This window comes from Paraflavisolibacter caeni (assembly GCF_025628885.1).
GTDB classification, from domain to species: domain Bacteria; phylum Bacteroidota; class Bacteroidia; order Chitinophagales; family Chitinophagaceae; genus Flavisolibacter; species Flavisolibacter caeni.
This window is the reverse complement of sequence record NZ_JAOTIF010000026.1, coordinates 68,746-90,055: the sequence shown is the minus strand read 5'-3', so window position 1 is coordinate 90,055 and position 21,310 is coordinate 68,746. Positions and strand designations below refer to the sequence as shown.

Annotated in this window: 16 protein-coding genes; 11 read left to right on the top strand and 5 right to left on the bottom strand. The window is 39.7% G+C overall.

The window, feature by feature from the left end; genetic code table 11:
• The first annotated feature begins 499 nt into the window (after positions 1-499).
• The 7 genes from OCK74_RS23010 to OCK74_RS22980 all read left to right on the top strand — a co-directional run bounded on the left by OCK74_RS23010 (position 500) and on the right by OCK74_RS22980 (position 14,986).
• Positions 500-3,526: a SusC/RagA family TonB-linked outer membrane protein gene (locus OCK74_RS23010; protein WP_279299449.1), complete on the top strand. Its 3,027-nt coding sequence runs from the start codon at positions 500-502 to the stop codon at positions 3,524-3,526.
• A gap of 29 nt (positions 3,527-3,555) precedes the next feature.
• Positions 3,556-5,289 (top strand): RagB/SusD family nutrient uptake outer membrane protein, encoded by a 1,734-nt coding sequence (locus OCK74_RS23005; RefSeq protein ID WP_279299448.1) that lies wholly within the window; start codon positions 3,556-3,558, stop codon positions 5,287-5,289.
• A gap of 257 nt (positions 5,290-5,546) precedes the next feature.
• A complete protein-coding gene (locus tag OCK74_RS23000; protein ID WP_279299447.1) occupies positions 5,547-7,004 on the top strand; it encodes an alpha-L-fucosidase in 1,458 nt (485 codons plus the stop codon).
• Between the two features lie 254 nt (positions 7,005-7,258).
• Positions 7,259-8,818: an MGH1-like glycoside hydrolase domain-containing protein gene (locus OCK74_RS22995; RefSeq protein ID WP_279299446.1), complete on the top strand. Its 1,560-nt coding sequence runs from the start codon at positions 7,259-7,261 to the stop codon at positions 8,816-8,818.
• Positions 8,819-8,895: 77 nt separating this feature from the next.
• Entirely contained in the window at positions 8,896-10,479 is a 1,584-nt protein-coding gene (locus OCK74_RS22990) for a glycoside hydrolase family 28 protein (RefSeq protein ID WP_279299445.1), read from the top strand.
• Positions 10,480-10,493: 14 nt separating this feature from the next.
• On the top strand, positions 10,494-12,089 hold the full coding sequence (locus OCK74_RS22985; RefSeq protein WP_279299444.1) for a DUF5060 domain-containing protein: 1,596 nt from the start codon (positions 10,494-10,496) through the stop codon (positions 12,087-12,089).
• Positions 12,090-12,127: 38 nt separating this feature from the next.
• Positions 12,128-14,986, top strand: coding sequence for a glycoside hydrolase family 95 protein (locus tag OCK74_RS22980; protein WP_279299443.1), 2,859 nt, complete (start codon positions 12,128-12,130; stop codon positions 14,984-14,986).
• Between the two features lie 64 nt (positions 14,987-15,050).
• Here OCK74_RS22980 and OCK74_RS22975 read toward each other — a convergent pair whose 3' ends face one another.
• From OCK74_RS22975 to OCK74_RS22960, 4 genes are all read right to left on the bottom strand, one after another.
• A complete protein-coding gene (locus tag OCK74_RS22975) occupies positions 15,051-16,001 on the bottom strand; it encodes an NADP-dependent oxidoreductase (RefSeq protein ID WP_279299442.1) in 951 nt (316 codons plus the stop codon).
• Positions 16,002-16,122: 121 nt separating this feature from the next.
• Positions 16,123-16,908 carry a Rieske (2Fe-2S) protein gene (locus OCK74_RS22970; RefSeq protein ID WP_279299441.1) on the bottom strand — a complete coding sequence of 262 codons (786 nt, stop codon included), beginning with the start codon at positions 16,906-16,908 and terminating at the stop codon, positions 16,123-16,125.
• 84 nt (positions 16,909-16,992) lie between these two features.
• Entirely contained in the window at positions 16,993-17,283 is a 291-nt protein-coding gene (locus tag OCK74_RS22965; protein ID WP_279299440.1) for an isoamylase early set domain-containing protein, read from the bottom strand.
• A gap of 326 nt (positions 17,284-17,609) precedes the next feature.
• Complete coding sequence (locus OCK74_RS22960; protein ID WP_279299439.1) at positions 17,610-18,062, bottom strand: SWIB/MDM2 domain-containing protein; 453 nt, start codon at positions 18,060-18,062, stop codon at positions 17,610-17,612.
• Between the two features lie 281 nt (positions 18,063-18,343).
• Here OCK74_RS22960 and OCK74_RS22955 point away from each other — a divergent pair, with 281 nt between their 5' ends.
• On the top strand, positions 18,344-18,598 hold the full coding sequence (locus OCK74_RS22955; RefSeq protein WP_279299438.1) for a hypothetical protein: 255 nt from the start codon (positions 18,344-18,346) through the stop codon (positions 18,596-18,598).
• Positions 18,599-18,751: 153 nt separating this feature from the next.
• Here the strand turns inward: OCK74_RS22955 and OCK74_RS22950 are convergent, their stop codons facing one another.
• Positions 18,752-18,973: a hypothetical protein gene (locus tag OCK74_RS22950; RefSeq protein WP_279299437.1), complete on the bottom strand. Its 222-nt coding sequence runs from the start codon at positions 18,971-18,973 to the stop codon at positions 18,752-18,754.
• A gap of 156 nt (positions 18,974-19,129) precedes the next feature.
• Between OCK74_RS22950 and OCK74_RS22945 the strand changes: the two genes are divergently transcribed.
• The 3 genes from OCK74_RS22945 (at position 19,130) to OCK74_RS22935 (ending at position 21,197) form a co-directional block, all read left to right on the top strand.
• Positions 19,130-19,342: a hypothetical protein gene (locus OCK74_RS22945; RefSeq protein WP_279299436.1), complete on the top strand. Its 213-nt coding sequence runs from the start codon at positions 19,130-19,132 to the stop codon at positions 19,340-19,342.
• Positions 19,343-19,987: 645 nt separating this feature from the next.
• Positions 19,988-20,371: a response regulator gene (locus tag OCK74_RS22940; protein ID WP_279299435.1), complete on the top strand. Its 384-nt coding sequence runs from the start codon at positions 19,988-19,990 to the stop codon at positions 20,369-20,371.
• A 127-nt stretch (positions 20,372-20,498) separates the two neighbouring features.
• The gene (locus tag OCK74_RS22935; protein ID WP_279299434.1) at positions 20,499-21,197 is read left to right on the top strand and encodes a LamG-like jellyroll fold domain-containing protein; all 699 of its coding nucleotides are present in this window, start codon (positions 20,499-20,501) and stop codon (positions 21,195-21,197) included.
• Positions 21,198-21,310 lie beyond the last annotated feature (113 nt).

Below are 21,310 nucleotides of genomic sequence, written 5' to 3'. Positions count from 1 at the left end.
AGGGGAGGTAAAATCTCTATAACAGTATACCCTCAGGGGTTACTTAGACCTAAATTGTACGCTCACCCTTTTTCACTGATGGACTCAAAACTACCCAGACCTTCCCGACTCCTCTCAAAAAATACTGCTTCAAAAAACAAACATAGGAGACCTTATAGAGACATTATAGAGACATTACTGCGGTGTAACTTCGTATGTATTCCATATCAACTGCGCTCTAACAGCCTGTAAACGCTCCATTAACATAACTGCAAAAGCTCTACTGCCAAGCTTCAAACAGAAAATAGGTTAATGGCTGGTACTACTTCGCCATTACATTAATGGCATTTTTAAAAGTGGCAGTAAAATTGTCCATTATCTCAGTAAAAACATACATTGTTTGCCATTTTTGAAAATTTACTTTTATCCCCATTTTTATCGAACCTCATTTCCATCGATTGTTATTCTTCGTGGGTGAATGAATTTGTGTTGTTTATTATTTTAAAACCATAAAGACCATATGTATTTGAAACGACAAATCAAACCCTTTTGGGTGTTATTTCTCTTTCTCATCAGTTCAACTTTATTCGCACAGCAAAGGACAGTCACAGGTAAAATTGTGAGTCAGGAAAATGCACAGCCATTAGCTGGGGTGAGTATACAGGTTAAAAACACAGCTACAAACACCCTTTCCAATGAACAAGGCAATTTTTCCATTGTAGTGCCTTCCCCTGAATCAATACTAGTAATTAGCCATGTTGGGTTTGGCATTCAGGAGATCAAAGTTGGTACACAAACTTCCCTTACTATTTCAATGACAAATACAGGCCAGAAGCTTGATGAGGTGGTTGTCATTGGATATGGCCAGGTAAAAAGACGTGACCTCACAGGATCGGTATTTTCTGTAAAAGGAGGTGAAGTTGTTCAAACACCCACTTTTAACGCTGTGGAAGCCATCCAGGGTAAAGTCCCTGGTGTGGACATTACCAGGAGCTCAGGAGCTGCTGGTGCAGGCGCCAATATCAGGGTTCGTGGTAACAGGTCTTTTACATCCATTGCCAACGAGCCTTTATACATCATTGATGGTTACCAGGGTGGTAATATCAATGATATCAACCCCAATGATATAGAGTCTCTGGAAGTTCTGAAAGATGCATCTGCCACAGCCATTTACGGTGCGCAAGGTGCAAATGGTGTGATCATAGTTACTACCAAAAAAGGAGCTGAGGGCAAAACAAGAGTTTCCTTCGATAGTTACTATGGTACCAATGGTTATACAAAATATCCAGGTGTAAGGATTGGTGAAGATTATATTCAATTAAGACGGGAAGCATGGCGTGCCAATGGTGAATGGAGCAGTCCTGCTGATGATGCCAAGCTGTTTGCCAACAATGGTGAATGGGAAGCTATTCAGGCTGGTCAATGGGTAGACTGGATTGATCTTGTTAATCAGAATGGTCATCAGCAAAGCCATACCGTTTCTGTCAGAGGTGGTAATGACAAAACTAAAGCCTATTTGTCTGCCGGAATCTTCCAGGAAGAAGGCATGTTACGCAATAACGAGTTCACCCGTTATAATGTCCGCCTGAACCTGGATCAGAAAGTTACCAAATGGTTTACTACTGGTTTATTGAGTCAGGTTACTTATTACAAACAAGATAATAGGAGAGATCCTCTGTCTACAGCTACTTCTATAGCTCCTCTGGGAGAAGCATATGATTCTTTAGGGAATATTAGCCTTTATCCTCTTCCAAAGAATACGACAAGGATAAGCCCGCTTACAGACGAAAGAGGTCCTTACATTGCTCGTGATAATAATATTGGAACAAGTGTATCTGCAAATGGATATATTGATTTGAAACCACTAAAGGGACTTACTTTCCGGTCTAATTTAGGAACCAATTTCAATTATAACCGTAGAGGTATATACAATGATGCTACATCACTGGCGCAAGTCAATACCAAGGTTACCACTTCATCTGTTTCTTCCGGTTTCGGCAGGTACATTAACTGGGATAATATTCTTACTTATACCAGGGAATTCAATGACCATTCAGTAACTCTTACAGGAATTACTTCATATATTCAGAGTGATCTGGATAACATGAGTGCTTCGGGTAATAACCAGATTGTACCTTCCCAACTGTTCTATAATTTGGGAAGTACAGATGCCACCAGCAGAACGATTAGCTCTGGCTTTACTGGCTGGAATAACATTGCCTATGCCGGAAGGCTCAATTACAGCTATAAAGGAAAGTACCTGTTGCAACTGACCCAACGCTGGGATGGTGCTTCGCGTTTGGCACCTGACCATAAATGGGATGCGTTCCCATCAGCGTCGGTTGCATGGAACCTAAGCCAGGAAAAGTTTATGGACAATATCAACTTTGTCAATAACCTGAAAATGAGGCTTAGTTATGGTGTTTCTGGGAACTATGGCATTGCTGTATATGGAACCCAAAGTGGATTATTGTTTCAAACCATGGGCTTCGGGGATGTAGTTGCTCCTGCCTATATTTTCAATCCAACAATTTCAAGTCCTGATCTTGGTTGGGAAAAATCTGCAACTGCTAACATAGGCCTGGACTTTTCATTATTCACAAACCGTCTGGCAGCTAATATTGACTTGTATCAGACAAAAACAAGTGATGTTCTTTATTTAAGGAGTTTGCCACCTTCTACAGGTGTACGAGATGTGAACCAGAATGTGGGTGAAACCAGGAACAGGGGCATAGAAATCGCGCTTACCTCCCAGAATATAATGGGCAGGGATTTTAATTGGAATACTACTTTGACTTTTACTAAAAACAAAGAAGAGATCACCAAGTTAGTTAATGGAAAAGACATTATTTCTTCGGCTACTCCTGAGACAATGTCATTACTGCTTGGTCGCCCCATCAACTCTTTCTATACATATGAAAAGTTGGGTATCTGGCAAACAAAGGAAGCAGATGAGGCCTCGAAATATAAGTTTGGCAATACACCTTTCCAACCTGGCGATATCAAGATGAAAGACATCAATGGTGATTCTATCATTAATACAAGTGACAGAACATTTATTGGTGCAGCTGTGCCTAAGTTCGTTGCAGGTTTGCAAAATAACTTCCGTTATAAAGGCTTTGACCTCGGTATATTTCTATTCGTACGTTATGGCCAAATGATCAACGCTGAGTTCCTGGGAAGATATAACCCTTCAGGTGAAGGCAACGGACCTGCAATGATCGATTACTGGACTCCTGAAAATCCGACCAATGATTTCCCTCGTCCTAAGAAGGGTGCAGTCATCAGCAGTATTAATGGTTACCAGACATTGACCTTTGTAGATGGTTCTTACTTTAAGATCAGGAACGTTACATTGGGCTATACATTGCCCAAAGCTCTTACCAAAAAGGTTTTTGCTGAAAGTGTAAGGGTTTATGCAACTGGCTCTAACATCCTTACAATTGCAAAAAGTCATTTAATCAAAGATTATGATCCTGAAAGAGGTGGTGCTGAGTCAACACCATTGAGCAGACAATTTGTATTTGGCGTGAACCTGGATTTCTAAATTAATTGATTAAAAACTGAATGATAATCATGAACTTTTCAAAATATATTTCTTTTTGCATAGCCGCAATTAGTATTGTTGGCATTTACTCATGCAAAAAACTTGATGAATACAACCCAAGTAATCCAACCGCTGACGCAACCTGGACCACACCTCAAGGGTTTATTACCAATGTGAACGGAGCCTATTCCGAGCAGCGGGCCTGGTATGGCAAAGAAGACGGCATTTTAATGAGTGAAGCCGGAACTGATTTATGGTTCAATCAGCAAAAAGCAAACTTTGCCAATCAGTTGACTCGTTACGAAAACTTTACCCCATCTGCAAGCGGCACTATGCGCAATGCATGGGCAACGCTTTGGAAAGGAATCAATATGACGAATGCTGGTATTAATCACATTGACCAGGCCGGCTTTACTGATTCAACTGAAAGGAATAAGCGTTTAGCCGAATTGCGTTTTCTCCGTGCTTTTTACTACTGGCATGTAGTAGAAACCTGGGGAGGCGTGATGTTGAGAACTACTGAAACCCAAAGTGCGGAGCTGACAGCTGTAAGAAGTTCTGTGCAGGATTTTTATAATCTCATTTTTGATGATCTCCAGTACGCAGCTGCGAATCTGCCCAATGCATGGGGAGATGAATATAGCCGGGCCACTAAGAAATCTGCTTTAGGTCTTTTAGCAAGAGCTTACTTGTCCAGGGCGTATTATTCACAAGGAGCAGAGGCACAAGATTTTTTTACAAAGGCAAGAAACACAGCTATAGAAGTAATAGACAGAAAGGCAGAATTTGGTGTAGACCTGTGGGCTAATTATGCAGATCTATGGAAACCTGCCAACAATAAAAAGAATAAAGAGGCATTGTATACGATCAGCAATTCATTGAAGAACTATCAGACTTCTAATTATGACAATAATGCCAACCGTTTGCACATGTGGTACCTATCACCTTATTCTTCCAAGCCAGGCTTGCAACTGAGTTTTGAATATGGCAACGACAACCAACGCCGGCTCATGCCTACATTGGCTCTACTTGATTTTTATAACGACGATATAGATGCCCGTTATGAAGGTTCATTCCGCGAAACCTATATAACAAACAAGGCCTACACATGGACGCAAGCTGATGTGAATACTTATAAAAAGGATGCTGGAGTTCTAGGTAAGACTTTGCAAACCGGAAAAGATACAGCTTTATATGTAACTAAGAAGCGTATTACAAATCAAGCTTCATTACCTTACGTTGTCATTGACCGTGATAGTACTTATGAGCCAGCTACAGGAAAAATCAAAGGCAATGATTTTGTAGTGCTTAAAAAGTTCGATGATCCAAACAGGGCCGCTACGCCAACAACAGGTCCAAACGCGCAACCTGGCTATAATGATATTTTTGTTATTCGCCTGGCTGAAATGTATATGATAGCTGCTGAAGCTGAATTCCAACTTAGCAATAAATCAGAAGCAGCGAACTATATCAATGTATTAAGAACAAGAGCCGCAAAGCCTGGTAAGATAACAGATATGCAGATAACCCCGGATCAGGTAACGCTTGATTTTATATTAGATGAAAGAGCAAGAGAATTTGCTGGTGAACATATGCGCTGGTTTGATCTCAAACGTACACGTCAACTGGTGCCTCGTATTCATCAGTACAACCTTGACATTACGGCTGTACAGGAGTATCACTTAACAAGGCCGGTTCCCCAGAATGAAATAGATGCCCTGGTCAACGGACAGGAATTTGGGCAAACACCGGGATATAATTAATCGACTTTCCAATTCCGTATAAGTCAAATACAAAACTGGCCACCTCAAATTATAGAGGTGGCCAGTTTTGTATATAATCATATAATCCATCAATATAGTTGATTTTTATATTGTTCTATTTGGGTGAAATTCGAACTTTATGCACCCATAATTTAATGGTGTACATAGTCATTTTCATACAGCAATTATAGTGTGCGGGGAATTGGTTTTCCTCTTCCCCATTTTTTTGCCATATGTCTCAAATCATTAATATTAATATGAGGGCTCTGAAAGCAACAATATTGTTACTAACGATTGTATCTTCTGCATTTGCTCAGAAAGAAACCTACCAACCCAACTGGCAATCTTTAGCCAAACACAATGAAGTACCCGAATGGATCCGAGATGCCAAGTTTGGCATTTATACGCACTGGGGGGTGTATTCTGTTCCTGCTTATGACAATGAACAGTATTATTATTACATGCACCAGGATACCGGTCATGATAAACATGGTGTGCACCGCAGGCATGAAGCATTGTACGGTCCCTTATCAAAGTTTGGTTACCATGATTTTATACCTCAGTTCAAAGGTGAAAACTTTAATGCAGACCAATGGGCTGACCTATTCAAGAAAAGTGGTGCCAGGTTTGCTGGTACTGTAGCGGAACATCATGATGGTTTTTCTATGTGGGACAGCAAGTTTACTCCATTCAATGCAAAAAATATGGGGCCTCACCGTGATATTATTGGCGAATTGGAAAAGGCTGTGCGAAAAAGGAGCATGAAGTTCTTTACTTCCTTACATCATGAAATTAATTACACTTATGTCAAGGTAAAGCCAGACTGGGCTGCAAACAATCCCAAATATGCCAAATTATATGGGTGCCTGATGCCGCATGAGCGTTGGTTGAAAATGTGGCAGGACAAGTGCAATGAAGTGGTTGATAAGTACCATCCGGACATCATGTATTTTGATGCATACATGGATCAGGTTCCTGAACAATATCAGCAAAATTACCTGGCGCATTACTTCAATGATGCCCGTAAAAGAAACCAGGAAGTAATTGTTACCTATAAGAATCATGATATGCCTTCAGAAGTTGGCATGCTGGACCATGAGAACAGCAATCCTGATTCAATAATTGCTAAGCCCTGGTTGTGTGATTATGCGATTGGGACAGGTTACCATTATTCATGGGGTTATGTTGAAGGAATGAAGATCCGCACGGCCAAAGACATCATACATAAATTGATCGAGGTAGTCAGCAATAATGGTCAAATGCTTTTGAATCTTTCTCCAAAGTCAGATGGGACATTCCCGCAAGATCAAAAAGATGTGGTGGCCAACGTTGGCGTATGGTTATGGTCATATGGTGAGGCGATCTATAATACAAGACCTTTTGTCATATCCCACCAATCATTGCCTGATGGCATTAATGTCTATTACACAAGAAAGGGAAATATAGTATATGCAATATTTCCGGAGTGGCCTGCAGCTGTGAAGCCTGGCGATAATAGATCTTCAGAAGATCTATTGATTCAACTTACCGGATTGACAAAGGAAACTTTGAAAGGAACAGTTAAGAAAGTTGAACTATTAGGACTTAAGGCTATAACAAATTGCAATTTTAATCAGGATAATAATGGTTTATCATTCATATTGCCTCAAAAAACGCGCATGCCTTCTGACTTAGCCAGTGTGGTAAGAATTGAGATGGAAAATCACAACCTTTAATGGTTAGGGTGATGTAAATATTTAAAAGTTATTTTGGAGGCATTCAGAAATTGCAATTGATGAGGATGGACAATATGAGCAGATTGATGCCTGATATTACTAAATGGCTTAATTGGACGGTAGAACATTCAATCTTAACAAAAATAATAGCGGTATTGGTTCAAAAAGATTCTTCTTTGTAGAACCGAGGAAGCTGGTTTTGTTGTGGTTTTGAATAGAAAGCTGACGAAAACATTTTTGAATTATAATTATAAATGAAGCAGTTATTTTCTTTTAAAACATTAGTACTTTTTTTCACAGTTTTACAAGGTACCTCCGGTCTCGCTCAGGTGAGCAGCCAGGCCTCGTTCTCTATAAGTAAGTTGAAGAATTATTCCGATTATTTTAATTCTATTGACACGGAAACTGTTCAAAACTTTGTACCCAATGATCAGGCGTTTCAGTGGCTATCGAACAATGTGCCACTTTTTGAATGTCCTGATAGTGTTCTGGAAAAGATATATTATTATCGTTGGTGGTGTGTTCGCAAGCATCTCAAGCAAACTCCGGATGGATTTGTATTCACTGAATTTATCACGCCTGTTAATCATGCCGGCAAATACAACACAGTAAGCAGTGCACTTGGACACCATATATATGAGGGTCGCTGGTTGCGTAAGTCTGAGTATATGAAGGATTATATTTCATTCTGGCTCTATGTAGATAAGAAAACTCCAAAGCCACATCTTCATGCCTTTAGCAGTTGGTTGCAAAATGCAGTTTACAACTGGTATCTGGTAACTCAGGACCAGAAATATGTACAGGACATTCTATTGACACTGAACGAAGACTATATGCAATGGGAAGCCGAAAAAGGCTTACCGAATAAAATGTTCTGGCAATTTGATGTGAGGGATGCTATGGAAGAATCAATCAGTGGATCAAGAAAGCAAAAAAATGTGCGTCCGACCATCAATAGTTATATGTATGGGAATGCCGTGGCAATGGCTAAGATGGCAGCTATTGTTGGCAATGATACACTGCAAAAGAAATATAATCAGAAAGCTACTGACCTAAAAGCATTGGTGCAGCAGCAGCTTTGGGATGACACTGCTTCCTTCTTCAAAGCTCAGTACGAAAATGGAAACCTTTGTGATGCCAGGGAAGCTATTGATTTTATTCCATGGTATTTCAACCTTCCTGACGATGAAAAGAAATATGCTGCACAGTGGGATCAGATTATTGATACTGCAGGGTTCGACGCCCCATGGGGTTTAACTACTGCTGAAAGAAGGCACCCACTTTTCCGCACGCATGGTACAGGTCACGGCTGTGAATGGGATGGCGCTATTTGGCCTTTTGCCACTACGCAAACATTAAAAGGACTGTCTAATCTGCTTACACAATACAAGCATAAAGGGAAAATGACTCCTGAGGTTTTTTATGACGAATTGTATACTTATGCATGGTCGCATCAAAAGAGGGGATTACCTTACCTTGGGGAATACCAGGATGAAAAGAACGGCGAATGGTTAAAGGGAGATAATCCAAGGAGCAGCTATTATAATCACTCCTCATTCGCAGATCTCATTATTAATGATTTGATTGGCTTAAAACCAAGAGCAGATAATGTATTGAAGGTTCAGCCTTTAATTCCTGAAGGTAAGTGGGATTGGTTTTACCTCGACAAAGTACCTTACCATGGTAAATTATTGACTATTTTCTGGGATAAAGATGGGCATAAATACGGAAAGGGGAAGGGCTTCTATATTTATGCAGATGGTAAAGAGATTTACAAAGGGAAAAAACTGAAAGCTGTTACAGCAAAATTGTAACCCCCAAAACTATACAGCACTTATGCTCATAGGTTTTAGTATTTAAATATTTCATTTATAATTAATTAAAATCAGCAATGAAGCTGCATCAAACAACTTTAGCTATCTGTCTTGCATTTGTATTCTCTATTGTCAGTGTTAAAGCTCAATCTTACTATAACGTTTTAAAATATGGCGCTAAAAACGATAGTAGTAAAATCGCAACTGATGCCATTAAAAAGGCAATCGATGCAGCATCCAAAGCAGGCGGTGGAACTGTTTATTTTCCAGCTGGTAAATACCTTACCGGTCCTATTCATTTGAAGAGCAACATTACCATATTCATTGATGCTGGTGCTGAGTTACACTTCAGCAATAATTTTGATGATTACCTGCCAATGGTACCATCGCGTTGGGAGGGAACTGATGTCACCAACTTCTCACCACTGTTTTATGCCTATAAAGCTGAAAACATCTCAATTCGTGGCCGTGGATTAATTAATGGTCATGGAAAAAAATGGTGGGATTTTTCTGAAGGTTATAATGAAAAGAATCCCCGCACCAAATGGCAATTAGAGTTTGATCGCTTAAATCAGAATATTCTGAGGCCTGATTTAAAAGGTTGGGTAGAACGTGGCTTTTTGCGTCCTCCATTCATTCAACCCATGTATTGCAAGAATGTTTTGATCGAGGGCATCACCATCATTAATTCTCCATTCTGGACAGTGAATCCTGAATTCTGTGAAAACGTTACAGTGGAAGGTGTGACCATTAATAACCCACACTCACCAAATACTGATGGTATCAATCCAGAGTCTTGTAGGTATGTGCACATTTCAAATTGCCATATAAGTGTAGGAGATGACTGTATTACGATCAAATCAGGTAAAGATTCTGCAGGCCGTAAAATGGCTGCACCTGCTGAGAATTATACCATTACCAATTGCACTATGCTGTCTGGACATGGTGGCGTAGTGATTGGTAGCGAGATGTCTGGTGGTGTAAAAAAGATCACTATTTCTAACTGTGTTTTCGACGGTACCGATCGTGGTATCCGCATCAAGACTGCCAGGGGACGTGGTGGGGTAGTAGAGGAGATCCGGGTGGACAATATTATTATGAAAAATATCCGCGAGCAAGCTATTGTGCTGGATATGCAATATGCTAAAACGCAGCCCGAGCCAGTATCTTCAAGAACACCACAATTCCGTAATATTCATTTCAGTGATATTACTGCCGAAGTTAACCAAGCCGGTTATATAAATGGACTGGAAGAGATGCCTATTGAGAACATAACTTTCAACAACATCAACATTAATGGAAAAACTGGTTTCACCATCAAACAAGCAAAAAATATAGAATTCCATAATGTCCAAATCAACACGACTATTGGTTCTTCTATAAATGCTGAGGAAGTGAACCGCATGGAAATTGAAGGGGTCAAAACCTTTACCCCACTTGCTGGTACGCCGGTTGTGCAACTGAACAATGTAACAGATGCTTTTATTTATAATTCATTCCCTGTAAATGGTACTGATGTATTCTTAAAGTTGAATGGGGCAAAAACTAAAGGAATTACAATGAGTGGGAATAATTTCAAGTATGTTAAAACTCCTGTTGTAAAAGATAACTCTGTTACTGAGGAAATATCAACGCTGACGGCTAAAACATCGGGAGAATAGAAAAACTGCTTCATATGAAAAGGTATACAGTTTTACTAGTTGCTGCTTTTTTCTTTAGCGTTTTCTCCAATGCACAGGAGAAAGTTGCCAAGTGGGACGTTTTTGAATTAACTCTTAAAGGAAATGAGCAAGGCAATCCTTTTATCAATACGGCATTTTCTGCAGTGTTCAGGCATGGAAACAAAGAGTTCCAACCAGAAGGGTTTTACGATGGAAATGGCTTGTACAAGATTCGTTTTATGCCTAATGAAGAAGGAGAGTGGAAGTACTTGACTAAAAGCAATAAAGCTGAATTGAATAATAAAAGTGGTTCGTTCTATTGCACTCCTGCGGAAAGGGAAAATCATGGACCTGTATCCGTACAAAACAAATATTATTTCGCATTTGCAGATAGCACTAACTACATTCCATTTGGTACTACTCTATATGAATGGGCCTTTCAATCTGCAGAAAAGAAGGCTCAAACTTTAGCCACATTGCAACAGGCACCTTTTAATAAGGTGCGTATGTTAGCTGTTCCACCTTATCATAAACGTTATGTGGAAGGTCCGGGTAAACTTACTGTATTTCCTTTTGTTGGCACAGAAAAAGAAAACTTTGACTTTTCCAGGTTCAATCCCTTATTTTTTCAACAGTTAGAAAAGGATGTCTTGGCACTTCAGAAGCTGAATATAGAAGTTGATCTTATCCTTTTCCGTCCATATGATGGTGGTAAATGGGGGTTTGATCAAATGGACAGAGAGACCAATGACCGGTTTCTTCGGTATGTAATTGCCAGGTTTGGAGCTTATCACAATATATGGTGGAGTCTATCCAATGAAAACAGTTTTATCAAACATTTGACTGATGAAGACTGGGATCATTATTTTCAGGTAGTACAGCAATACGATCCTTACCAACACCTGCGCTCTATTCACAATGCTGACAGGATCTATGATTACAAGAAGCCATGGGTGACACATGTGAGTCTCCAATATTATAATGCAGTCAGGGTTTTTGGCGTATCTCCCTTGTTAAGGGATATTTATCAAAAGCCGATTGTTCATGATGAGATCAATTATGAAGGCAATATTGAAAAACGTTGGGGACAGTTAACCGGAGAAGAGCTAACTTATCGTTTCTGGACCGCTTATATTGGTGGCGCATATGCAACACATGGAGAAGCTCTGGAAGAAGGATGGATTAGCCTGGGTGGAAAACTGAATGGAACCAGTCCTCAAAGGATCTCTTTTTTAAGGAAGATTGTTGAATCAGCACCTAAGGATTGGCTGCCCCTGGATCAATACTATTTGTTGAATGCAGTTGGCAAGTATGGCGCTTATTACCTATATTATTTTGGAAAAGAAACGCCTTCTGAATGGGCCTTTTCTCTACCTGATGAAGGACTAAAAGATGGTATGAAGTTCAAAGTGGAACTGATTGATACCTGGAACATGACCATCAAGCCAGTAGATAAAGTTTATGAAGTGCAGAAGTTGAATAACTATGCATTTATTGATAAGCAAAAGTCTAAAGTGAAGTTGCCTGGTAAGCCTTATATGGCTATAAGGATAACACGATTAGATATTCCTACTATGGCAAGTAGGACTGAGGGAGAAAAGAAGAATTAACCAAATAGCAATTAAGACCATTTTATAATTCCCAAGAAATGCAATTATTACGTTCTGCGTTTATCATATTGATTAGCCTTTTCTGTATAAATACTCTGTTCGCACAAACTCAAAACCTTAAGCTATGGTATCGAAACCCTGCTCAAAAGTGGACTGATGCCCTACCTATTGGAAACGGAAGATTAGGCGGTATGATCTATGGTGGGACAGAGGAAGAGCACATTCAGTTCAATGAGGAGACCTTATGGACAGGAGGGCCAAGGGATTATCATCGTGAAGGCGCATCCCACTATTTACAAGCTATCCGAAATTTATTAGCTGAAGCTAAACAGACGGAGGCTGAAGCTTTGGCTGAACAGCATTTCATGGGCAGGAAAAGTAATGAAGAAGGTTATGAATCCTTGAAGAATTCATGGTTTCAATCTGTTCGGAAAGACACTGCTGCTTCAGCATTTTCTTTTGATGAAAAGAATTGGAAAGAAATACAGCTCCCCGCCGCTGAAGGTTGGGAGACAGTTGGATTAGAAGGAGAGGATGGCGCCATTTGGTTGCGCAATTCGTTCGATCTGCCTAAAGAGTGGGAAGGAAAAAGTTTAGTGGTTGAATTAGGACGCATACGAGACCTTGATTTCACCTATGTAAATGGAAAAGCAATCGGTTCATCAGAAGGTATTACAAAAAACCGCCGGTATCTAATTCCTGCCTCTGTATTAAGGAAGGGTAAGAACGTTATTTCCATTCAGGTTATTAACTGGTATGATAAAGGTGGATTGATTGGAATTAAGAACTTTTCCAGAGGATTGGTTGTTCGATTGGAAAATGAAGATATTTCTAAAGGAATTAGTTTGGATTCTACATGGAAATATTGGATACAGAACAATACCCCACCAGTTTACCCGCAATATGAAGCTAGCTATCAGCCTTTTGGTGATTTATTTGTCCAGTTTAAGCATTCTGGAAAAGAAAGTAATTATTCAAGGGAACTTGATATTTCAAATGCAGTTGCCAAAACGACTTATACAGTTAATGGCGTTACTTATACGCGTGAATATTTAGCATCCGTACCCCACCAGGCCATTGTGATGCGTATAACTGCAAACAAAAAGGGAAGCATTCATCTTTATGCTTTCCTAAAGAGTCCCCATAAGGGCTTTACCACTCAAAGAATTGATGACCAAACCATAAGAATTGATTTTAAAGTCCGTAATGGTGTATTAAGAGGTGCGTCTTATTTAAGAGTCATAGCAATCAATGGCAAGGAAACTGTTAGTAATAAAGGAATTAACCTTGAAAATGCAGATGAAGCCATTTTTTACCTTACTGCGGCCACAAGCTTTAAGAGTTTTAAGGATGTTTCTGGTAACCCGGATATAAGCAGCAAGCAACCGCTTCTTTTATTGAATAAAAGTACCAACTATACTGCTATTAGGGCCGCTCACCAAAAAGATTATCACCAGCTTTTTAATAAGTTTTCAATCAACTTTGGAAGAAGCTCTAATGAGTCATTACCAACAGACGAAAGGATTTTAAAGTTCAGTCCGGAATCTGATCCGTCATTGCTGACGCTTTATATGCAATATGCACGTTACCTGCTTATTTCCTCATCAAGGGTAGGTACGCAGCCGGCGAACCTGCAGGGCATATGGAATAATTTATTAACGCCACCATGGGGCAGCAAGTACACTACAAATATCAATCTGCAAATGAATTACTGGCCTGCAGAAATATTAAATCTATCTTCCTGTACTGAGCCCTTGTTCCGTTTGATTGAAGAAGCATCAAAGTCTGGTAAAGAAACAGCAAAAGCGCACTATAATGCTTCCGGTTGGGTTCTGCATCATAATACAGACATCTGGAGGGGAACTGCACCCATTAATGCCTCCAATCATGGTATATGGGTTACAGGAGCGGCATGGCTTTGCCAGCATATATGGGAGCACTACCAATTCACACAGGATAAAAATTTCCTGCAGCAACAATATCCAATTATGAAAAATGCTGCAGTATTCTTTATTGATTTCCTGGTGAAGGATCCTAAAACAGGGTGGTTAATCAGCACACCCTCAAATTCTCCTGAACATGGAGGCCTGGTAGCAGGGCCAGCAATGGATCATCAAATCATACGCGAACTATTCAACAACTGCATATTAGCCTCACAAGTATTACAAACAGATGAAGCTTTCCGTAAGCAACTTTTAGATAAAGTGAACCAAATTGCTCCAAATCAAATAGGACGATATGGACAATTACAGGAATGGTTAGAAGATAAAGATGATACAACTGATACGCACCGACATGTTTCTCATTTGTGGGGCGTATATCCTGGCCGGGATATTACCTGGGATGATTCAATTCCCATGATGAAAGCTGCACGTCAATCACTTCTTTACAGGGGTGATGAGGGTACAGGTTGGAGTCTTGCCTGGAAAGTAAACTTGTGGGCACGTTTCAAAGATGGTAATCATGCTTTACAAATCATAAAAGGATTGTTGTCTCCTGCAGAAGGTGCATCCGGTAGTGAAAGGGGCGGTGTCTATCACAATTTGTTTGATGCTCATCCTCCTTTCCAGATTGATGGCAACTTTGGCGGTGCAGCTGGTATTGGAGAAATGTTGTTGCAGAGCCATGCTGGTTATATTGATTTGCTGCCCGCATTACCAGTAGCGCTGGCTGAGGGAGCAATAAAAGGGCTCTGTGCAAGAAATGGGTTTGAAGTTGCCATGAGTTGGAAAGCCGGACAACTATCCAAGGTAGAAGTCCTTTCTAAAAATGGAAATGAATGCATATTGCGCTATCATGATCGTGAAGTCAAATTTTCGACACAAAAAGGAAAAGTATACCGTTTTGACAGCAGCCTGAAGAAAGCTGAAATAGCAGGTGTATTAAGCAGCAGCTAAAAGTGGTATAGACGAAGAAGATTGATTACAAATATTCATGACGCTATACGGAGGTATAATAATATTATGGCTCAATTACTATTTTCCCCGTTGTGTGTTTCGTTTCTATTAGTTTGAAGGCTTCTGCTGTTTCCTCAAGTGTAAATGTATGACTGATGTGCACATTCAATTTTCCTGTGTCTGCCAATCCTTTCAGATGTGTCAACTGGGTAGCGTTTGGCTCTACAAAAACATATTGAAAGTTAATGTTCTTATCTAGTCCAGTGCCCTGGTTTAAAATGGAAACCAGCCGGCCATTTTTCTTGAGGGCCGATAGGCTCTTTTGTAATGTCTCCCCGCTTGCGCAATCAAAAACGAGATCTACTCCTTCCGGGTTCATTTTCTTTACTTCCTCACCAATATCAGTGTTGTGGTAATCGATTGTAAGGTCTGCGCCTATTTGTTTCATGTATTCATGATTTTTCTTACTTGCCACAGCAATGACATAGGCACCTTTGGCTTTTGCCAGTTGAATACCCATGCTTCCAACGCCGCCGGATGCGCCTAAAATCAATACGGTTTGTCCTTTGTGGAGTTGGCCTGCATCATACATGGACTGGTAAGCTGTAAGCCCCGCCAATGGAATGCCAGCCGATTCTTCCCAGGGAATATTAGGCGGGCATGGAGAAAGGTAGCTTTCCGGGATCACTATGTATTCGGCAAAAGTGCCCCATTGGACTACTGGTCTACGGGCATAAGCATATACTTCATCACCTAAATTAAACCTGCGGGCACTAAAACCACGTTCTTCCACAACGCCAGCTAAATCCCAGCCTGGGATAACTGGAAATACTGTTGGGATAAAGTTTTTCAGATGTCCTGCTCTTACCGCTGCATCTACGGGATTGATAGAGGCTGCTTTTATTTTTACCAGTACTTCGCCTTCCTTTACCTCTGGAATTTCCAAATTACCAATCCTGATATTTTCTATTCCACCAAATGCTTCATAATAAGCTGCTTTCATTGTTTTTGCCATAACGAAACCATTTATTTAGCGTGATCATAAGGTTTAAAGCGAAAGCTGTCGAATAGGGCCCATCATTCCATGCAAAGCGGCTAGATATAGAAGAAAGTGAATGGATAAATCTTTTATATACTTACAATAAAAGAAATACTTTGCCATCCTGTTCTGCTACCTGGTATGTAGCAATTGGTTGTTTTGCCGGCCCCGCTTTGACCTTGCCTGTTTCAACATCAAAATGTGATCCATGCCATGGGCAGTGAATTGTATTGCACATTAATACTCCATCTGCTAACGAGCCTCCTTTATGGGTGCAATGATCATCAAAAGCAACATAACCTTTTTCTGTACGTCCAAGTGCTATGCGTTTGCCTGCTACATGCAATAGTTTGAGTCCATTTACTTTTAACTCATCAATAGTGGCTACCTCAATTTTTCCGCTGGATTGTTCGAAGTATGATTCCTTCCATTTCCCTGCTTGAGCATAACGGTGATCAATGCCGATCTGGTTACGGTGTACTAAGGTGCCGCCCAACCAACCCGCTATGGATAAAAGGATGACACCAATTCCTTCTATTGTTAATATTACATAGGTTGAAGCAGCTTCTGTGCCGCGGTAATATACAGCGAATCCAAAAAGGAAAACATTGAGGAGATTGATCAGCGCATGTTTTGTAGCTCTTTTCTTCGCGCTACTATTCGGGGGGACCGTAAAGAAATAGTCAACAGCGCCTGGTACAGCTGCTAAGAGTGCTCCTGTAATGCCTGCAATAGATAAATAATAGCCAGTTTGCCAGAATGATAAATTGGTTGTAGCCAGAGATAAAAAGTCGAATATAAAGGCACCAATAAAAAAGGCAATGGGAAACGCTACTAAAATCGGATGCAGTGGGTGCGTTTTGATGTGTGCCTTACTCTTCATGATACTAAATTTAAAGCCACATCATCAAAAACAATACCTGCGACCCGTTTATAAGCTGTAAAAAGGTGAGTCTTAATAAAAAGATCAAAGCACCAATACGCTATTGCTGCCCCCGAATTTGTTAGGTCTTTGGGAGTCTGCCTCAGGTTCGTTTATCCATTCTGTACCATTCACCCGGTATTTGAATTCGTATTCTGTATTTTTAGGGAGGCTCACTTCAATGGCAAAAGACCCATCCTTTTTTTTGCTCATCACAATAGGGTTTTCCCAATCGTCGTTCAGACCTAATATTTCAACTGTTTCAGCGTTATCGTCCCGAAATGAAAATTTTACTTTACAATAATCCTTGGTTTTATAATATGTTTTCTGTACCATTTATAAATATTTATCGTATAGTCTAAATATGGGTTCCTATCATTAAGAAAAAGTCAAACTCTCAGCATCAAAAATAAAACAAAAATTAACCTGAAGTTATTAGTTAATGATCATTACTAAGCCACGAAGAGGTTAATGCTGATGTTGTCACCAATTATAAAAAGACAAAACTTATTTAAGGTGTTGACATTGGTGTCAACACCAGCAAATTTCCTTATACGGACTATATCGACCTACATGTAATAGTATGAGTTAAAACTCAACCATTAGCAGGCCTTGTTAAATATGTTATAGTAGTCAACTAACCACTATAGGTAAGTGCAAATTTATTTTGCAATTTGGCTATTTACAAGCTTGGCCAAATCAAACATAGAGATTTGATCTTTTCCTCCAAAAACTGGTTTCAGTTTTGAATCGGCATTGATCATTCTTTTGTTCTTTTTGTCCTGTAAATTATTCTTTTTGATATAATCCCATATTTTCTTTACGATTTCGGTTCTTGGCATTGGTTTGTTTCCAACCACTTCTGCCAAAACGGGAGTGACATTCAGGGGAGCCATAAAGGCTGCATTTGGTTTTCTAGCCGACTTTTTAGGGGCTGCTTTTTTTACAGCTTTTTTAGGGGCTGCTTTTGCTTTGGGAGCAGCTTTCTTCACGGCTGCTTTTTTAGGAGCTACTTTTTTTGCTGCTTTTGCTTTAGGGGCAGCTTTCTTCACGGCTGCTTTTTTTACAGGTTTACTTGCTGCTTTTTTTGCTGTTTTTTTAACTGCTTTTGCCATAAGGTTTTATTATTTAAGGGTTAATAAGGAATACCTCTCATGCAAGCATTTCTTTACCATGAGCATGATAAGGATGCATTAAGATACACAACCTATTTGTAAATAGTAAGAAATTTTATGCCATACCAAATTTATACTAATTATCAGAGCATAGAGGTATAGTACTATTGATGATTTTACCTGTTATCAACAAATGAAAAATGCTTTTTACCAAGTGCCGAACAGCCGATGGTGGAGTTGTAATAATGGCCTCAACTTTGCATTTATTTAAAAAACAAGTTATGATAGAAAAGCAGTCTATAAATGGTAAAGAAATATGGCTAAAGGTGGATCCTTACCATGTTCACCGTTCAAATCCTAATATAATACCTACAGAATATTTTACAGTCGCTTATTTCCTGAAAGAACCTGTTTCTGAGTCTTCAGATGGGGAAATGATCAAAGGAGAGGATGGTGAGCCCAAGCTTTTTGAATCGCCGGTTGAAGCACTCACCGCAGCAAGAAAAAGCTTAGAGGGCAAGGTTGAAGCTTCATAGCATAGGTTCAAATTGTTGCTCAATATTTGCTTGATTTACAATCAAGTACAAAGCTCTTATAAATTTTTGGAGGACATTAAAGAACGCGCCAGTGAATAAAAATAATTGTATTGCATTCACTGGCGTATTCTTTTTGTGCACCAGTATTTCGGATTACTTGCCTTCATTTCTGACCTTTTTCCCTTCAGCAATGCCTTGTTTCCACTCTTTACGACGTTCCTCTGTTTCTTTGTCCCTTTTTCTATTGTCTTTATTTTGATCGCCTGGGTTTTCTATATCCAGAAAATTGATGTGCTTATCCCGGTTAGCTTCCTGAGGAGTATCCAGGTGACGGTCTTTATCCTGAGGCAATCTATCTCTTTCTCTGTGTTTCATAGACAGATTTTATAGTTATTAGCAGCTAAATTGATGCCATAGGAAGCGCTTTTGAGTTTCTTTACCTAGATTAAAATCCTTAAATTGAATTGTACCAAATTTTATTGTATGAGGGTTGAAAAACAAAGAGGGAACAGGGGTTCCAATAGTAGTGAAATGAGACGTCGACATGAACTGAAAAAGAAATCTGGCGCTGCCGGGCGGGTTGAAAGAGGCAAGGAAGACAGAACATTAGGTAATGACTATTGGGACCGAGTAGCTGATGATGTGGCTGCTGGTTATAAGAGTAAAAAAGATGATGACAATATCCTTAATATAGACCAGGAGCCAGGGGATCATGAATCTGGTGACATGGATCATACATCATAAGTTTTAAACTGTTCATTTGTATTTTCTGAAACTGGATTTGGGGATTGAAGGGATTTGGAAGAGATGAAAATTGCCATTTTAATGCTTTATACTGGGCTTTGGTTGGAAGTCTCTAGGGAATGACGTGTGATTCGAATGCGCCAGAGGCGGACAAGTGAGAATGAAGAATGGGGAAGAAAAGATGATAGAATTGAGGTTTGAAGTTTGGAGTTTGAAGTTGAGAGTTGGGGGTTCAAAACTTGGAAGGTGGGGGTTGGTTTTGTACCTTTAAGCCCAGTTCCCTTGACTCCGTTCAGTGCTTTTTAGGGCGTTCTGCCTGTAGGTTGTTTTCCCCCCCTTATTTATGAGCATTTGCTCAATTCAGATCGAAAGATAGTCGAAGGATGGTCGAAGGATGGTCGAAGTAGCATCGGCTTAGATACGGCTAAAGTACGGCTATGGTACGGAGTAGGTAGGGAGTATCTATACTCCAAGTATGCTTCAGCAACGAGGATGCATGTGTAGAAAAGTGTTGAGGGAAAGTTTTTCGTTTTATATTGGAATGATTTTTTAATATTACAGACCGAACACAAACAAGTTCAGCAATTATTCCCCGCTGTCTTTTGAATTACTAAAACAATCAACTGAAACCCTAAAAAGAATTGTATGAAACAAGCTACCCTGCAGAATACGAAGGCAAAGAAAGTCCTCATTATTGAAGATGAAGGAGATATGTGTTTGTTATTAAACATTATGCTGAATGGGAAGGAAATGGAAGTGGAACATGTGAAAAATCTTTCAGCAGCTGAGGAATATCTTCAACAAGAACAACCTGCTGTTGTGATTTTAGATAATAAACTTCCGGATGGATTTGGAATTGACTTTATCAGTTTTATCAAGAAAAACTACCCTGCAATAAAAATTATTATGATTTCAGGCTTTGATGGCTCGGCAAAAGATGTAGCTATTGAGAATGGCGCAGACATTTTTTTGGAAAAGCCTTTTACCAAGGATCAATTGTTCCAATCAATTAATGAATTGGTGCATTGATATATTAAAGAATTTGGCAGTTTGAGGAAATATTTCAAAAAGAAAGGGCTACAGATGAATAAACTGTAGCCCTTTCTTTTTTCAGGGGTATCTTACAAGCTATTCCATCGTTAATTGCGTTTGACATATGAAAACGTTCATTCAAAATGGCTTGGTTAGAAAAGGCTGGCTGAAGGCTTTTATACTGATAGGAAGTGTGGTATTGATATCTACAAAAGGTATCTCAGATTCAAAGAGGGCAGTTATTTGGAAGCTAAATAACCCTGAATTAGTAGGAGGATATAAAACTACTGTTTTAGGGGCTCCCAAAGTTGTCAAGGACCAGACGGGAACTTCCTTGTTTTTTGATGGAATTGATGATGGACTCATTTTGCCTGTTAATCCAGTAGCCGGGTGGAAGGAATTTACTATTGAATTATTGTACAAGCCTGCAGCGGATGGTCCGACTGCGCCAAGATTTCTTCATTTCCAGGATAGTATAGATAACAGGGGAACCATTGAAGCACGGATCACGCCAGAAGGAAACTGGTATATTGATACGTTCTTAAAAAATGGTAAATCGAACAAGCGGGTAACGCTAATTGATTCGACAAAGCTACATCCGTGTGACGAGTGGTATTGGGTGGCATTGGTATATGATGGTAAAAAGATGGCTCATTTTATAAATGGAGTAAAGGAACTTGAGGGAGCAATAGGATTGGAGCCGATGAACAAGGGGCAAATTTCGCTTGGCGTTCGTTTGAATAAAGTGAATTGGTTTAAGGGGTGGATAAAGGAGGTAAGGTTTCACCCGGAGGCATTAGAGAGGGAAAGAATTGGTAAGTGAGAAATACTGGTTATCAATTATGGATATTAGATTAAACAACGGGTTTTTTCTAGGCATTCTTCGATAACTGATAACCAGTAAAATGTTTCTATAGGTTTATTCATTTCAAGCAT

Bases quoted from the DNA above. Each gene is read 5' to 3' on its own strand.
- OCK74_RS22965 (WP_279299440.1), bottom strand. From the start codon at position 17,283: ATGGTACAGAAAACATATTATAAAACCAAGGATTATTGTAAAGTAAAA.
- OCK74_RS22960 (WP_279299439.1), bottom strand. From the start codon at position 18,062: ATGGCAAAAGCAGTTAAAAAAACAGCAAAAAAAGCAGCAAGTAAACCT.
- OCK74_RS22980 (WP_279299443.1), top strand. From the start codon at position 12,128: ATGCAATTATTACGTTCTGCGTTTATCATATTGATTAGCCTTTTCTGT.
- OCK74_RS22990 (WP_279299445.1), top strand. From the start codon at position 8,896: ATGAAGCTGCATCAAACAACTTTAGCTATCTGTCTTGCATTTGTATTC.
- OCK74_RS22950 (WP_279299437.1), bottom strand. From the start codon at position 18,973: ATGAAACACAGAGAAAGAGATAGATTGCCTCAGGATAAAGACCGTCAC.
- OCK74_RS23005 (WP_279299448.1), top strand. From the start codon at position 3,556: ATGAACTTTTCAAAATATATTTCTTTTTGCATAGCCGCAATTAGTATT.
- OCK74_RS22995 (WP_279299446.1), top strand. From the start codon at position 7,259: ATGAAGCAGTTATTTTCTTTTAAAACATTAGTACTTTTTTTCACAGTT.
- OCK74_RS23000 (WP_279299447.1), top strand. From the start codon at position 5,547: ATGAGGGCTCTGAAAGCAACAATATTGTTACTAACGATTGTATCTTCT.
- OCK74_RS22985 (WP_279299444.1), top strand. From the start codon at position 10,494: ATGAAAAGGTATACAGTTTTACTAGTTGCTGCTTTTTTCTTTAGCGTT.
- OCK74_RS22970 (WP_279299441.1), bottom strand. From the start codon at position 16,908: ATGAAGAGTAAGGCACACATCAAAACGCACCCACTGCATCCGATTTTA.
- OCK74_RS22955 (WP_279299438.1), top strand. From the start codon at position 18,344: ATGATAGAAAAGCAGTCTATAAATGGTAAAGAAATATGGCTAAAGGTG.
- OCK74_RS23010 (WP_279299449.1), top strand. From the start codon at position 500: ATGTATTTGAAACGACAAATCAAACCCTTTTGGGTGTTATTTCTCTTT.
- OCK74_RS22975 (WP_279299442.1), bottom strand. From the start codon at position 16,001: ATGGCAAAAACAATGAAAGCAGCTTATTATGAAGCATTTGGTGGAATA.
- OCK74_RS22935 (WP_279299434.1), top strand. From the start codon at position 20,499: ATGAAAACGTTCATTCAAAATGGCTTGGTTAGAAAAGGCTGGCTGAAG.
- OCK74_RS22945 (WP_279299436.1), top strand. From the start codon at position 19,130: ATGAGACGTCGACATGAACTGAAAAAGAAATCTGGCGCTGCCGGGCGG.
- OCK74_RS22940 (WP_279299435.1), top strand. From the start codon at position 19,988: ATGAAACAAGCTACCCTGCAGAATACGAAGGCAAAGAAAGTCCTCATT.